15 protein-coding genes are annotated in these 14,697 nt (G+C 43.5%); 11 read left to right on the top strand and 4 right to left on the bottom strand.

Features of this window, described 5'->3' with window-relative positions; genetic code table 11:
* The first annotated feature begins 192 nt into the window (after positions 1–192).
* From L4D76_RS07285 to cqsA, 6 genes are all read left to right on the top strand, one after another.
* Complete coding sequence (locus tag L4D76_RS07285) at positions 193–1,176, top strand: permease (RefSeq protein ID WP_428440253.1); 984 nt, start codon at positions 193–195, stop codon at positions 1,174–1,176.
* Between the two features lie 28 nt (positions 1,177–1,204).
* A complete protein-coding gene (locus L4D76_RS07280; RefSeq protein ID WP_428440252.1) occupies positions 1,205–1,438 on the top strand; it encodes a thioredoxin family protein in 234 nt (77 codons plus the stop codon).
* A 177-nt stretch (positions 1,439–1,615) separates the two neighbouring features.
* Positions 1,616–1,777: a hypothetical protein gene (locus L4D76_RS07275; protein WP_428440251.1), complete on the top strand. Its 162-nt coding sequence runs from the start codon at positions 1,616–1,618 to the stop codon at positions 1,775–1,777.
* Positions 1,778–1,978: 201 nt separating this feature from the next.
* Positions 1,979–2,464, top strand: a complete 486-nt coding sequence (locus tag L4D76_RS07270; RefSeq protein WP_428440250.1) for an acyl-CoA thioesterase — start codon at positions 1,979–1,981, stop codon at positions 2,462–2,464.
* 245 nt (positions 2,465–2,709) lie between these two features.
* Positions 2,710–4,113 carry a methyl-accepting chemotaxis protein gene (locus tag L4D76_RS07265; protein ID WP_428440249.1) on the top strand — a complete coding sequence of 468 codons (1,404 nt, stop codon included), beginning with the start codon at positions 2,710–2,712 and terminating at the stop codon, positions 4,111–4,113.
* 528 nt (positions 4,114–4,641) lie between these two features.
* On the top strand, positions 4,642–5,778 hold the full coding sequence (gene cqsA, locus L4D76_RS07260) for an alpha-hydroxyketone-type quorum-sensing autoinducer synthase (protein WP_428440275.1): 1,137 nt from the start codon (positions 4,642–4,644) through the stop codon (positions 5,776–5,778).
* Between the two features lie 57 nt (positions 5,779–5,835).
* On the opposite strand, the gene L4D76_RS07255 is transcribed toward cqsA, so the two are convergent.
* Positions 5,836–7,896: an ATP-binding response regulator gene (locus tag L4D76_RS07255; RefSeq protein ID WP_428440248.1), complete on the bottom strand. Its 2,061-nt coding sequence runs from the start codon at positions 7,894–7,896 to the stop codon at positions 5,836–5,838.
* A 437-nt stretch (positions 7,897–8,333) separates the two neighbouring features.
* Between L4D76_RS07255 and L4D76_RS07250 the strand changes: the two genes are divergently transcribed.
* The 5 genes from L4D76_RS07250 (at position 8,334) to L4D76_RS07230 (ending at position 12,686) form a co-directional block, all read left to right on the top strand.
* On the top strand, positions 8,334–8,711 hold the full coding sequence (locus tag L4D76_RS07250) for a SirB2 family protein (protein ID WP_428440247.1): 378 nt from the start codon (positions 8,334–8,336) through the stop codon (positions 8,709–8,711).
* Between the two features lie 345 nt (positions 8,712–9,056).
* On the top strand, positions 9,057–9,737 hold the full coding sequence (locus tag L4D76_RS07245) for a spondin domain-containing protein (protein ID WP_428440274.1): 681 nt from the start codon (positions 9,057–9,059) through the stop codon (positions 9,735–9,737).
* 10 nt (positions 9,738–9,747) lie between these two features.
* Positions 9,748–10,419 carry a spondin domain-containing protein gene (locus L4D76_RS07240; protein ID WP_428440246.1) on the top strand — a complete coding sequence of 224 codons (672 nt, stop codon included), beginning with the start codon at positions 9,748–9,750 and terminating at the stop codon, positions 10,417–10,419.
* 81 nt (positions 10,420–10,500) lie between these two features.
* Complete coding sequence (locus L4D76_RS07235; RefSeq protein WP_428440245.1) at positions 10,501–11,247, top strand: response regulator transcription factor; 747 nt, start codon at positions 10,501–10,503, stop codon at positions 11,245–11,247.
* Positions 11,248–11,318: 71 nt separating this feature from the next.
* Complete coding sequence (locus L4D76_RS07230) at positions 11,319–12,686, top strand: sensor histidine kinase (protein WP_428440244.1); 1,368 nt, start codon at positions 11,319–11,321, stop codon at positions 12,684–12,686.
* Between the two features lie 51 nt (positions 12,687–12,737).
* Here the strand turns inward: L4D76_RS07230 and L4D76_RS07225 are convergent, their stop codons facing one another.
* From L4D76_RS07225 to L4D76_RS07215, 3 genes are all read right to left on the bottom strand, one after another.
* On the bottom strand, positions 12,738–13,040 hold the full coding sequence (locus tag L4D76_RS07225; protein ID WP_428440243.1) for a DUF3303 domain-containing protein: 303 nt from the start codon (positions 13,038–13,040) through the stop codon (positions 12,738–12,740).
* Positions 13,041–13,230: 190 nt separating this feature from the next.
* Complete coding sequence (locus tag L4D76_RS07220; protein ID WP_428440242.1) at positions 13,231–14,106, bottom strand: 6-carboxytetrahydropterin synthase; 876 nt, start codon at positions 14,104–14,106, stop codon at positions 13,231–13,233.
* A 152-nt stretch (positions 14,107–14,258) separates the two neighbouring features.
* Positions 14,259–14,636, bottom strand: coding sequence for a SpoIIAA family protein (locus tag L4D76_RS07215; protein ID WP_428440241.1), 378 nt, complete (start codon positions 14,634–14,636; stop codon positions 14,259–14,261).
* Positions 14,637–14,697: the final 61 nt, after the last annotated feature.

Raw genomic sequence — 14,697 nt, 5'->3', positions numbered from 1 at the left:
TGACGATTTAGTTACCAAACATCGTCATTCCGTAAAGTGAGGAACGAACTTATACGGAATCTAAAGCACATGGCTAGAACTGGATCCCGGATATTTCGTTCCTCAATTCCGGGATGACGTACTTAGGAGCTTCAACTATTCATAATTTATGTGAAAAAGTACTAGGCCCTACTACTTAGTGAGAAAAGATCCATGTTATCGATATTTACACAATTCGCCTCCTGGCTCAGTTACTCAGTTTTACAGCTTGAACCTGGCTCCCGACTGGCAGAAGGCGTTCATTTCTTCATTGAAGACACGACTAAAATTTATGCATTATTGCTCGGGCTAATCTACCTCATAGCCCTAGCCCGTGCAGCTCTCAACGTTGAGCGTGTTCGCGATTACCTGCAAGGTAAAAACCGCTTTCTGGGTTATATTCTTGGCGCAATTTTTGGCTCCGTCACCCCTTTTTGTTCGTGCAGCTCTATTCCCTTGTTTATGGGATTTGTGTCTGCTCGTATCCCGTTAGGGGTAACAATGGCCTTCTTACTGACCTCTCCGCTCATCAATGAAGTCGCTATCGTCTTGTTGGGTAGCCTGCTTGGGTTCAAGTTCATGCTCGCTTACATCACTATTGGCCTGCTGCTTGGCATTACCGGTGGGATCTTCATCGACGCCCTGAGAGCCGAACGCTGGCTGCAGCCATTTCTTGCAAAGCAATATTCCGGTGGTGCCGAGGCCGTTTCTCAACTATCCGCTGAGCACAAAACATTAACGCTGCAAGATCGCCATCAATTTGCGAAACAAGAAACCATGACGATTCTTACCAGGATATGGAAGTGGGTAATTATTGGTGTTGGTATTGGTGCCTTTATACACGGCTTTATTCCGCAAGTTTGGATCAGCGAAAATTTGGGTGCGGGTCAATGGTGGTCTGTACCTGTGGCATCGCTGCTCGCTATTCCTATGTACACCAATGCCACTGCAATAGTTCCCATAATGGAAACGTTATTAACCAAGGGCGTGCCACTCGGAACCACCTTGGCGTTTTGCATGAGTGCTGTTGCAGCGAGCCTGCCGGAATTCATGATGCTGAAACAGGTTATGACTTATCGCCTTCTCATGATTATTTTCAGTTATCTCTTCCTCGCTTTCACACTGGTGGGATGGCTGTTCAACTACGTAGTGTTGTAATACCAAATCCATTAATTAGGAGTCATCAATGAAACAAGTACAGGTCTATGGTTCTGGTTGTAAAAATTGTTCAATAACGGCAGATCTTTTCATACAAGCTGCAGCATCACTGGGGGTAGAGATCCAACTTGAAAAAGTAACAAATCTGGAATTAATCATGAAAGCTGGCGTAATGAGCACACCAGCAGTAGCGATTGATGGGCAGCTATGCCATTCAGGTTCCGTGCCTGACTATGACAAGGTCATGACCTTACTTAAGTAGGAGTAAGAGATACACATGCACCCTGCATTGTTACTCAAGATGAACCGACGGGGTGCTTTTCAGACATAGAGGTGTGGTAGCGGCCATATTGATCATCATTCCCCTGCAATAAATACTAAGCTATAGATGGCTAGGCACTACAAAATAGCCATTTAGAAGCAATAAAGGGCCAACATCATGTTTGAGTGGACGAAAGGGTTAAAAGATTTTTTCTCATCCAAAAAAGACGAGTCAGAGACCATCATCGAACAGCAAAAAGAGGATCACAGTACACTTGATGAGCGTAATGAGAAACACGCTAAAGGTGCTCCTTCCGATGACGATAGTGGCGACGAGTAGCCACCTTTTGTTTAGCCTGTATCAGTTCACGTCAAACTCATGCAGATTACGGAACTGAAGAAAGAAACAAGTTACTGTTGTACCAATCGGGATAATGATCCCGATTGGTATTAATAACGATTCAACAGTAAATGGAATTACAACTTTGAAGTGACCGATTGCAGAATTGCATCATTCACATAACATTTGAAGGGTTACTATATGGACGGTGGACAACGCGACATAACACTCAGATTTTTAGCCGAGCCCGGTGATGTCAACTTTGGCGGCAAGGTTCATGGTGGCGCAGTAATGAAATGGATCGATTTAGCGGCCTATGCTTGCTCGGCGGGTTGGAGTGCCAAATATTGCATTACCGCCTATGCCGGGGGGATCCGTTTTGTCGCACCAATCCATGTGGGGAATTTAGTTGAAGTAAGTGCCAAGGTCATTTATACCGGCAGATCTTCAATGCACATTGCCATTGATGTACAGGCAAGTGATCCGAAACAACTGGAAAGACGCCTAACCACACATTGCATTGTCATTATGGTTGCCGTTGATGAAGATGGGAAACCAACACCAATTCCTGAGTGGATTCCGCAAACGGATGAAGATAAAAAATTGCGAGATTCCGCAATTAAGTTAATGAATATGCGTAAAGAAATTGGTGAAGAGATGGAGGCGCATGTGCAGTACTTAAAATGATGCCCGCCATGCTCAGCTTCTAAATCTGAAGACTGTCGCTCAGGCAGTCTTTTTTCAGGCCGATTTCAAGCAGATGCACCTCAATATAGTGCATTTACTCTCATTTCTTACCGCAACCTTCGAAATATTTTTCACCCCAACGTGACTTGGATCACCAACTTCAACGTATTTAATTTCCATTTACATTCATAATACGAACAACTTTATAGGTCGCGCTACTTACACCAACTGTCAGGATACTAATAATGAAAGAAGTTGCATTCCGTTGGATCGATAAATATCTTGTAGATGTAAAAATGCAGGAAAACTTTTTAATCCTATTTTTTGCCCCGCTTTTTGCCATCATCGTTGTCAGTATGACATTGATGGATGCTTCACAGAATCAGCAAAGCCGGTTGCTGCAGCAAGAGATGGAAACCGTTGCCACTCTGATCGCACAATCCGATCTTAACCAGGGCGATGTTAGCCGTATTCTGGCAAACAGTAATATTCAGGTTGGTACCAACGGCGTTGATACCACCCATGTTACAAACGCTGGATACAGCCTGACAACGAAAGAGCAACCAAGCCTGCTTTCTGAACTGACAGTTACCCATAGCGCCATTATTGTTGCCGCCTGTCTGTTTATTATTCTGTGCTTATACTACATCATGTCGTTTATGGGTGGCGCTCTGTATAACATTTACGAAGCCGTCAGACGACTGGCCGATGGTGATCTGGCAGCGCGCATCAACTATGCCCCAGCCCGGAATGAATTTAACCTGATCGCACAAACTGTAGATCGTGTTTCCGAACGTGAGCATCAGTTAGTCAAAGCGACTCAGGAAGCTATCGCGTTAATTCAGCAGATCAGCTCGGAGCTTCGCCAGCGCAGCAGTGAAAATGAAGGCTTAACCAACCAGCAGCAAGAACGCATTGATTCTTTGGCCAGTGCCACAGAACAAATGGCAAGCTCTGTTCGTGAAGTTGCCAGCCATGCGCAGGACACATCAACCCAGACCAGCGAAGCAACACAAGTAACGGCACAGGGCATAGCACAAGTTACCCAAACCCTCACCGCAATTAACCAACTGGGTACTGAGATCAATTCAGCCGCGGAAGCGGTGGCAGAACTCGATAGCAACGCCGCTCAGATTGATGACGTAGTCACCACCATTAACGCTATTTCAGAACAAACCAACCTGCTGGCACTCAACGCGGCAATCGAAGCGGCACGTGCTGGCGAGCAGGGCCGTGGTTTTGCGGTTGTTGCCGATGAGGTTCGCACCTTGGCTGGCCGTACACAGAATGCCACGGTTGAAATTCAGAAAATGATTGAAGCGCTGCAAAGCAACAGTCAGGGTCTGATGAAAGTGATGCACCAGACGGTGAATAATGCTGAATCCAGTGAGAAGATGATGACCTCCGTCAGCAAGGATATTGGTCAGATTTCAGAAAAGAACCAGTATATTGCCGATCGCAGTATCGAAATCGCCGCGGCGGCAGAAGAACAAGGTGCGGTTGCTGATACTATTGCTTCGGACGTTGAGCAGGTACGCATGCAATCACGTAAAGTTGCTGACATGGTGACTCAGTCTGCCAGTGAGATCCAGCGCCTCAATCAGCAAGCCGATGTACTGGAAAGCTTAATGAAAGATCTGAAAGTCTAACTCCCGGACCCGCACACTTCTTCATGATAAATCGCTTATTGGGGCAGCATCTTGTCCCAATAAGCATTTCCCGCCTCGTTCTCTGTTCATCTTCAAAGCCATTCACGAGCAGTTATTTTCTAAACCTTGTAACGATACAGACTTCGACCCGGTTTGAAGGTTCCAAAATAGTCGCAGGCAATAATGAGGCGCATTGGGATGCCCCCCGTATATTGATATACGCATTTATTTCTTAAACCAATAAGTATCTTTTCTTCGCTAACATTCATACAAAACATCCCCCTTCCCTAACTATCCTTGTTCTTTATATGAACTAATTAATATTAGTCATATCAACAACATCCTTCTTCAAATCACATTGTTCTAACTAAAAAAACAGCAAGATAGCTTTTCTTGCATCTCTAACAGATCAAGAAAAGCAGTGTGTCACTGCAACATGGCCAAACGTCAAATTGACTATGGCTACACACTTTATTTTGTGAGGTTTAGTATGATTAACAACGTAAATGAAAATAGAGCGCTGCCAGGATTCATAAAAAAAAAGTAGACCATCATCTTAATGAATTGATCAATCCGAGAAAAAATAAAAAACATTTAGTGCTGGGAAAAAAGCCAACAGAAGGAGCCGTTTTACTACAAAGCAACGATTACCTGGCAATCTCTAACCATGACGCAATACGTAATGCTCAGATCGATGCACTTATAAAAACCGATAAGGAAGTCGTGATGTCAGCTATTTTCCTCCACAAAGATGGCGAAAATGATAGCTTTGAGCAACAACTTGCAAGTTTTACGGGCTATGAGCATTGCATTCTTTCTCAATCAGGCTGGGCGGCCAACATTGGCTTAATTCAAACTATCATTCCTGCCAACACACCGGTTTATATTGATTTTTTTGCTCATATGTCACTTTGGGAAGGAGCAAGAACGGCCAATGCAGCCATTCATACATTTCTTCATAATAATGTAAAGCATCTTGAAAAAATGATTAAAAAGCATGGCCCGGGACTTATTCTGGTCGATTCTGTATACAGCACGCTTGGTACTATCGCTCCAATTACAGAGATTGTAGCAATCGCAAAGAAATATGGTTGTGCCACCTTAGTAGACGAATCTCACTCTCTGGGTACTCACGGCCTCAATGGTTCAGGTTTGGTTGCAGAATTAGGTCTTACCAACGATGTTGATTTTATCACCGTTAGTTTAGCGAAGAGTTTTGCTTACCGTGCGGGCGCTATTTTATGTAGCGATAAAGTCGGGCAATGTTTCCCATTTGTAGCCCATCCGGCTATTTTCAGTTCCGCATTGCTCCCTCACGAAGTTGAGGTATTAAAAGCCACGCTAGATCTAATCAAAAAGAGCGATCAACGAAGGAAACAGTTATTTTCTCAGACGAGCAAATTAAAAAATGGCTTAGAAGAGCTAGGCTATCGTATTCAAAGTCAGTCTCAAATCATTGCCTTGGAAACAGGCTCTGAAGCAAGAACGGAAGTAATACGTGATCTTCTTGAAGCAGATAACATTTTTGGCTCTGTATTCTGTCAGCCAGCCACACCAAAAAATCGTAATTTGATCCGGTTTTCTGTAAATAGCAGCCTAAGCGATGATGATATCGGCAAAATACTCTTAGCCTGTGACAAAGTTAGGGGAGTGCTTAATAAGTAACTAATATTGGTCCTTGAAGGCAGAGTTTTGTTTTCAAGGGTCTAATCGCATAATGAGTTAAGTCCAAGACGCAACTTTTGAAAGCAAGTGCTCTTTCGATGTAGGTTTTAGTAAATAATCATTCATACCAGAGTCTGTGATATTTTTTATTACCTCTTCACTCATATTCCCCGTGAAACAGATGATCGGCACTTGATTCTGCTCTTTAAACCGTTCATCACTACGGATCTGTTTAGCGGTTTCTATTCCCCCCATATATGGCATTTCCAAGTCCATCAAAATCATATCAAAACGATCATTTTCCAGGTAGTCGAGTGCCACGCTACCATTTTCTGCATGTACAACCTGGTAACCTTGCTTTTCGAGTAGAACACCTGAATAGGTTCTCAGAGAAACATTGTCATCCACAATCATGATTTTTTGCTTATTATTAACCACTGACATCATTTCAGTTTTGTATTCTTCAACTGGTTCGAAGAATAGCTGATCCAGCTTATTCACAAAGTAATATCTGTTGGCTTGCTTATCGAGCAACTCAAACGGGATCATACGGTTAAATCGAGCCACATCGGGTATGACACGGCTGTGCAAATAAACAATACGCGCTTTTAGTATCAGTAATTTGTTTTCGATTAATTCAAAACGCTCTGCATTTGTGGCAAGGCACTCTAAATCAACCACGATGACATCAACAGTCAACCTACTCTCCTCCATGTCAACAAACGCGTCAGCTTTTGCAGACGCAAAATGGTAACCGCGATAAAAAGCATGGCTTTGCAGAGTTGCATATATATCGTTTTTACTCCCGACATACAGCATCTTTTTGGTCGCCAAAAGATCGGACTTTAATCGCGCTGTCGTATCGGAATTATATTTAGGCAAAATGATGCTGAACTCGGTCCATTGGGCTAATTTAGAACGGCAAGTTATCTCACCACCGAATGCCGTAATCACTTTTTTACAGAAAGGAAGGCCAAGGCCGGAACTTCCTTTTTTTCCAGAGGTATAAAACTCATCAAAGATGTGTTCTTGATCTTTTTTAGCGATACCAGCGCCCGTATCTCTGACTCGGATAATATTGCAGTTATCTTCAACAAGCAGGCTAATACTAAGACTAAACCCTTTTTTGCTTTTGTAGTAAAATGCATTTTTCAACAAATTAAAGATTACATAGCGAAGCAGTACATCACTTCCAAAAAAGTCACTGTCTTTATCGTAATCAAATCGAACCAATTTCTTATCCGCAGGATTTTTATATGCATAACTCTTAAGAGCCAGATCAATAACATGTCCGACGGAATATCTTTTAAACGTTTTATTTGAGATTTCTTGATTGTGAATTGAGCTAAGCAACAGGTTAATGGTTTCATTACCACCGTCGATTACAGCCAAACTATCCTTAATTATTTCGCCTATTTTTGTCAGGTTTTCATCCGAGATCACATACTCAGCATTCGCATTATGCAGATCCTTTTTAGGAAGCAGTTCTTTAACCACCTCAATAGAGCTGTATACGGATCCAAGTGGGTTTCTCATTTCATGGGCAATAGCAGCACTAAACGTTCTTGCAAACAGTATACGTCCTTCATGCTCGAGTTGATTACGATAATTAAATACAATTCCAGCGAGATAGGCGAAAACAAAAACAACTATATATGACCACTCGAAATGAATATGCGAAGCATAACCATCGAGTAAAAAAACTGAAAGAAAAGCGCAGACAAAACTCAAAACGGAAGCGATTAAAATGACAAGCCAGTCATATACCAGCAGTATCGACAGGAAAATACTCGCCAGAAACGACATCATCCACACCACTGACCAGTCATTTTTGAGCATCATGAAACAAAAAAAATAAGGAAGGCATATACTCACGGCAATTAAGAAATACACATGCTGATACTTCTTAAACCGCGAAGGCATATAATCTTTTATAATAAAGGGAATGAAAAGCAGACTACAAAAAAGTCGCAGTGGTAAATTTTCATAAGCTTGCGGAAAAACATATTGCCAAAGGATGTAGTAAGCAGGAAAACCTAATACACCAAATAGCCCTACAAGGATCAGATTGGGTTCAGCATACTTATAAATTTCCTTCACTTTTTGATTGAGGTACATCAAATCCCCTGATTACATCATCACCCCTAAGTTCAATTCTCAGGTTGATAGTTGTTAACACGCCCCATACAGTCGTTATGATATCTAACTCACTGAAACTTAGATAGTATTAATTCGTAACATAGGTGTAATGATATTTAAATTTGACTAAAAAGAACATCTCTCCTGATAAACGCCGCTAATATGGCATTATCACGACAGAAACATATCCCTATTGAAAGAATATACCTCCTCTGCCAAACAAAAATATGCATCGAGCGTACCGACCCGTAATTGTCGGCTGACATCTGCCTGTATGTTACAGCTGATAATTCATTATCAACAACACCACACATGTTGACTCGATGTTAAATGTTGATTTAGATCAAAGCACTGCGGTTAACAATAAATTAACTTAAACACTTGTTTGAAAATTTTTATTGAGGTTAAGGAAGACGATGTATTCATTAATTTTAAAAGCACATTTAGTCCTGATCATATTAAGTTTTCTAAGTTTTGTTCTCAGGACATGGTGGGGCATAAAAGGATCTGCGTTACTACACAATGAGCTAGCATTAAAAGCCCATAAAGTGATTACATTGCTGATGCTCATCAGTGCGCTGGTATTATGCTTTATGATCAGCCAGTACCCATTTGTTGATAGCTGGCTAACTGAAAAATTAGGATTATTAGTTGCCTATGTCGCTTTTGCCATGATGGCATTTCGCCCACAAATTTCAGCTAAAAGTCGTTATATTTTTGCGTCAATCGCCTGCGGTCTTTTCCTGACGATGTTTGTGATAGCTAAGTCTCATTCTCCGATACTGCTTGGTTAACGAAAATTGAACCATGAAATGATAGTATTACCAATAAGGCCCGATGTTCGGGCCTTATAATCTTCACTTTCAAAGCTCAAGTCAAAACCACATTTAACTACCAGTAACTGCAAGCGCCTATATACCCAAGTTAAATTGCTCTAACTTCATAAACTGAGCAGCCTTTCGTCTCGATAGGCCATTGTATTAATTGAGAAATAATCGTGATGAAAACTTGTGATAATTTTATGAGAATTTCGCGAGGAGATTGCCATATTTATCCGTCATGCTTTCAGTATGCCCAATCACATGATGGATGCCGCGATGAAAAAGAAAATAGCGAAACACGCTACATTTAGACCTTCTATGTTTAGCACTCCTGCTCTAAGTGCCTCTGTTCTTGGTGCCTTGCTATTAAACGTAACCGGTGCGCAAGCAGCAGAGCTAGACATATCTATCACCAATGCCACCAAAGGGATTTACTTCACCCCATTATTAATCGCCGCTCACAACGTTGATCATACTTTATTCCAGGCTGGTGAAAGTGCTTCGCCTGAGATCGAAGCGATGGCAGAAGGCGGTGACATCTCAGGTCTGTCTTCTCTGGCTAGTAATGCCGGGGCTATTGTGGTTGAAAATCCGGCTGGTGGTATTCTCGACCCCGGCGTAACCGCTACCACAACTATGAATACCGGTGAGCTGAATTACCTGTCTGTTACTGCAATGCTATTGCCTACCAATGATGGATTTGTCGGACTCGACAGCTGGGAGATCCCCTCTCAGCCCGGTAGCTATAAAGTGACTCTCAATAGCTACGATGCGGGTACTGAAGCCAATGATGAGCTGAAGGCCAGTATGCCAAACCCTCCTTTCATTACTTTTGGTGACAATGGTACTGGCGTTGAAACCACAGTGACGAATGAAAAAATTCATATTCACCCAGGCAACTTAGGTGACAATGATCCAAATGGTGGCATCAGCGACATCAACAGCAGCGCACACCGTTGGCTGAATCCGGTTGCGGTACTCACAGTAACGGTTAAGTAAGGAGGCTGAGATGAAATTCCGTCTGATAGCAATTGTAGCCAGTGTCGGTTTGCTAGCTGGGTGCCCGCTTGAGCAACGCAGCTACACCGTTACGGTTAAGAACTTAACATCCAACCAACCTTTATCGCCTGTGGCACTGCTGGTGCATGACGCACAATATCGCTTATTTTCTATCGGAGAAGCATCAAGCAATGCCTTAGAAAGGCTCGCAGAAGCTGGTGATAACTCCGCAGTATTAGCCGAAAAAGAGACCAACGAACACATCAATTACAGTTTCTCCGGTACTGGCGTAATTTTACCGGGTAGCAGCGATACCATCAGCTTCACCATTGATCCCGCTATCGGCAATCAAATGTCGCTGGCTAGTATGCTGGTAAATACCAACGACGGCTTTATCGGCGAAACCCGCATAAATATCGATACGCTAGAGGTTGGCGACAGCTTGAACATAAATATGAATGTATGGGATGCAGGTACTGAAGCCAATGATGAAGCCTCAGAAACGGTGCCCGGCCCTGCCGCAGGTGGCAAAGGGTTTAACAGCATCAGAAATGATAATGACCAGGTATCATTCCATCCAGGTGTTATCAGTAAGGATGACGGGTTAGCCTCATCAGTACTTAATGGGACCCATCGTTTTCTCAATCCCGGCGCTCACTTAATCATTACCCGAACCGATTAATACCCATCGGTATAATACAATGAAAGCAATCCTTCCCTCATCCGGTCAGATAGTCAGTATAAAACCGATCGGGGAAGGATCATGCTAACGGTAGCTTCGCAGAACACCATTGAACCCTCGCAAATACTAATCGTTGAAGACGATAATGATCTGGCCGATCTAATCGGCATGCATCTGACTCTGCAAGGGCACCAGGTTGTTAGAACCACCAACCTCTGTGATGCCAGAGATCAGCTAGCGCTAGGTGACTTTGCACTGATCATTTTAGATCGCGGTCTTAATGACGGTGATGGCTTAACGCTATGCCATGAATTACGTCAAAAGGACAACTGGGTCCCGGTGTTGATGCTTACCGCAAGAGACAGTGAAAAAGACAAAGTGGAAGGATTAGAATCTGGCGCCGATGATTACTTAACGAAGCCTTTCAGCGTGTTGGAATTTCAAGCCAGGATCAGAGCTATTCTGCGTCGGGAATCCCATAATACGGGGCAAGAGACAACGAAACCAGAATCAGAGCCAACCGAGCCGGTATTGCTATTTGAAGGGCTGGCGATAAGGCCGCTATCCCATCAGGTCGAAGTCGATGATCACCCGGTGAAACTAACGGCAACTGAATTTACCTTACTGCATTTTCTGGCGCAAAAACCGGGACGGGTATATAGCAAAGATGAATTACTCGAACAGGTTTGGCATACCCAATTTTCAGGATACCACCACACTGTTTGTAGCACGATAAACAGACTGCGCAGTAAATTAGAAGCGACGCACTCTGACCATAAATACATCCATACGGTCTGGGGGGTTGGCTACAAATTTCAAGCAGCCTAAAACCCCTTCACATCGATTTAGAGGTTTTCAAATCGATGTCAGGTGCCCCCCCGTTAAAACAGGTGACCAGCATGAATTTTAAACTGCGTTTATTGCTTCTGACTTGTGTCTGGTTTTCATTGTCAGCGTTATTGCTTGGCACGCTATTTTTCAACCAGCAACAAACAACCGAGCAACGTACCCAACAAAACTTGCACCGCGAACTCGCCGCCCATATGCGAGATGATAATCCGCTGATGCACGGTACCGATTATAACCCTGATGCGTTAAAAACCATTTTCCATACCTTGATGTTATTGGGTCCCGATTTTGAGATCTACTTTCTCGATCAGCAGGGCAATATTCGCAGCCATGCCGCACCTGATGGTAAAGTGAAAATGGACAAAGTAAACCTGAGCCCAATCAAACATTTTATGGATCAGGCATCCTTTCCTATTCTCGGCGATGATCCCCGTCATCCGCAGCAGCAAAAGGTTTTCTCCGTTGCGCCAATTTCTCAATTTGGTTCGGTAATTGGCTATCTGTACGTAGTAATTGGCAGCGAACAACATAGCCTGCTGGAAGCTCAGGAAAGTTATCAGCCGTTATTGATAACGCTGTTCACTGCGTTGATATTACTGATTGGATTCAGTTTGGTGACCTACTTGCTGGTCAAACGTACTTTACTTAAACCCATTGAACAAGTCGCTCAAAGACTACAGGCACAAGCCGGTAATGATTTCAGATTACAGCCTGACTTTGTTCATCAGGTTCCGGAGCTGATGCCCATTGCCAGCCATTTTTATCAGATGGCTCAACGAATTCAGCAGCAATTTTTGCAACTGCAATATCAGGAAACAACACGACGAGAGATGTTGATGCAGCTCAGCCATGATCTAAAAACGCCACTATCAAGTATCTTAGGTTATTTAGAAACCTGGCAGCTTCAGGCTGAACACCCCGATCCACTGATTGAAACCGCTCACCGTAACGCTCAAAAACTTGGCGACCAACTACATCAGCAACTGCAGTTAGCACATAGCAAGCAACCAGATCCAAAACCTTGTTTTGAGCAAGTTGATCTGGCGAATATCATTGATGAAACGGCAGAAAGCCTGGCCATTGATGCCCAGAGAAAGAATATTACATTCAATATTTCCATCCCTACGATTGAAACTATTTATGGTGACAAACAGTTGTTACTGCGCCTGTTTGCTAATCTGCTGGAAAATGCCATCCGTCATTCTCCGGGCAACGCTTGTATCTATTTGAAAGTGGTGCAGCATACCGATGATATCAATATAAATATCACTAATCACATCGATCACACTGCACCATCAGGTAGCTTAGGGCTTGGCACAAAAATCATCCAGTCGATATTGATGCTACATCACAGCCAATTGCTGACCGAGCAAGCTCCGGACTCTTTTAACCAGTCATTTCGGCTACCAATACATTAATGACAACACCCGCAGGCATAGGCGACAACATACTCATCAGCGAACTTGTCGTTATGATCCGGCATGCGTTTCCAATTGGCTTCCAATTGCTTTTGCCTCCTCATCATCCAGTACAACCGCGATGTCCAGATCCATATACTTATTCCAATGAAGCGCGTAAGCCGATAATGCATCTGCACTTTCCGATTCAAAAATTGCCACACCTCTGCCGGAAACGACATCATGCCACCGGCCAATAAGTTTGAGCTTCTCGCCCATTAGCAATCTATCTTGCTCTGCCGTCATTTGAGAAAAAAAGGACAATGTATCGTGAAGCTGTCCTTCATGAAATTGCCAGGTGACTAAGAATTTCATCATCAATTCCTCATCTTTTTGGAGTTTAAAAGCTTACAGCAGACTAAGTATAGATAGTTTCTCGGTTCAGACAGGGGTTGTCTGCCCAAATAAAAATGCTTCCCGCCATACTGTTATTTATTACGTAAAGTAGATAAATAACAGAGGTCGAGAAGCATTATTCGGCAGGATTATAAAGCTGTAATACTAATCAGGCTGACGCCATGGCACCTTTACCTACACCTTCATAGGCGACGACTTCCAGTGACTCGCCTTGTAATGACTTATTCACTTCTTCTGCGATGTAATGAGCCAGAAGCTCAACCGTGGTGTCGGTATCAATGATTTCCGTTTCTGATTTGGCAATGGCCAATTCGAACTCGCCTTGCGGAGTGGTATAGCGGAAACCGAAATGCTTATCGTCTGATAAACCTGCTGCGTAGTCGCTCAGGTTCAACTCAGAGACAGCAACCTGATCTTCTGCGGTACCCAGGTAAATATCTTGCCAGCGCTGTGCCCACTGTTGTTCCAGCGCATCACTTCGTACGCCGTTAACAAGGAGTTCAACCGGAGAACGGTGACCGTGAGCAATTCGCTGACAGTTTCCATCATGCTTTTTCAGGCCATGAGTGTAATGATAAAACGCACCATCAATTTTTTCATGGCGCAGGGTTAACTCCAGCCCTTGCACATTGGCAGGTAGCCAACCGGTTAATACCTGATGAAGATGGCTGGTAACCGATTCAATCGTCACTTTCTCGTCATCGATCAGGCAATAAGCCTGTTCCGGGCAATGTAAGTGAATACTTTTATCACCACGCAGCAAGTCTACTGCCGCATAGCCGTCCTTGGTCTGACTCATTTTCACATTAACATTTTTCGTCGGCACAATTAGGCGATGATCAACATACTGATCCACCAGCTGTTTGATTTGCTTTTTGACTCGGCTAAAATCGAGCACCATGCTCATTTCATTCAGCTCGCCCGACATCACCACATCGAGAATCCAACTTTCACCAACCATGCCGCGCTCCTCGCACAGGTATGAGGCGTCGATAACGGTAAGATCTCTGACAAATAGCTTCAAACTGAAGTCCTTTCTGATAATGGTTGTCGTTTAACTAAGCCGGGCATTATACCCACCTGAAATGCGTAGTAAACCGGAGCCAGACGGATCATCCACTATCAGTGTCTTATGGAAGCATTCGGGTAACCAAAAAGTCCAAACATTAAACCACTTTATTCCCTCAACCAGGCTAATGCTTTCAGCGGCTCTTCAAAATACTTCACCTCACCGGAAATAAACCAACTGCCGACATGAGACATCACATCCTGCCATCTTTTATTACCGTAGACAGCAATTTTGCTGAACTTCTTACCATGCTTCAGGGTCAGCTTTAAATCATCCCAGGCAGCCTGTAGCTCCCAGCCTTCAAACTCAGAACCATCAAAATAAATATTAACCGTCGGCTCGCTGATCCCTTCAAGCGCCTCATCCATCTCTGGTGTGATCTTTTCTAAATCAGCATGTGTTAACTTCCCGATCGCTTTAAGCTCCATAAGGAAATTGTCTTCATCGCGCTCAACCACCATAGTTAAACCATGTGAAACAGCCATATAGCCTCCTTAAGTAATGCCTCTGGCTTCTCGGGTACTCACCCTATTCAACAAGTACTCA

Origin of the sequence: Photobacterium sagamiensis, from assembly GCF_050337085.1 — a bacterium.
Taxonomy (GTDB): domain Bacteria; phylum Pseudomonadota; class Gammaproteobacteria; order Enterobacterales; family Vibrionaceae; genus Photobacterium; species Photobacterium sagamiensis.
The sequence above is the reverse complement of the archived record's forward strand: the minus strand, read 5'-3'. Positions and strand labels throughout refer to the sequence as shown.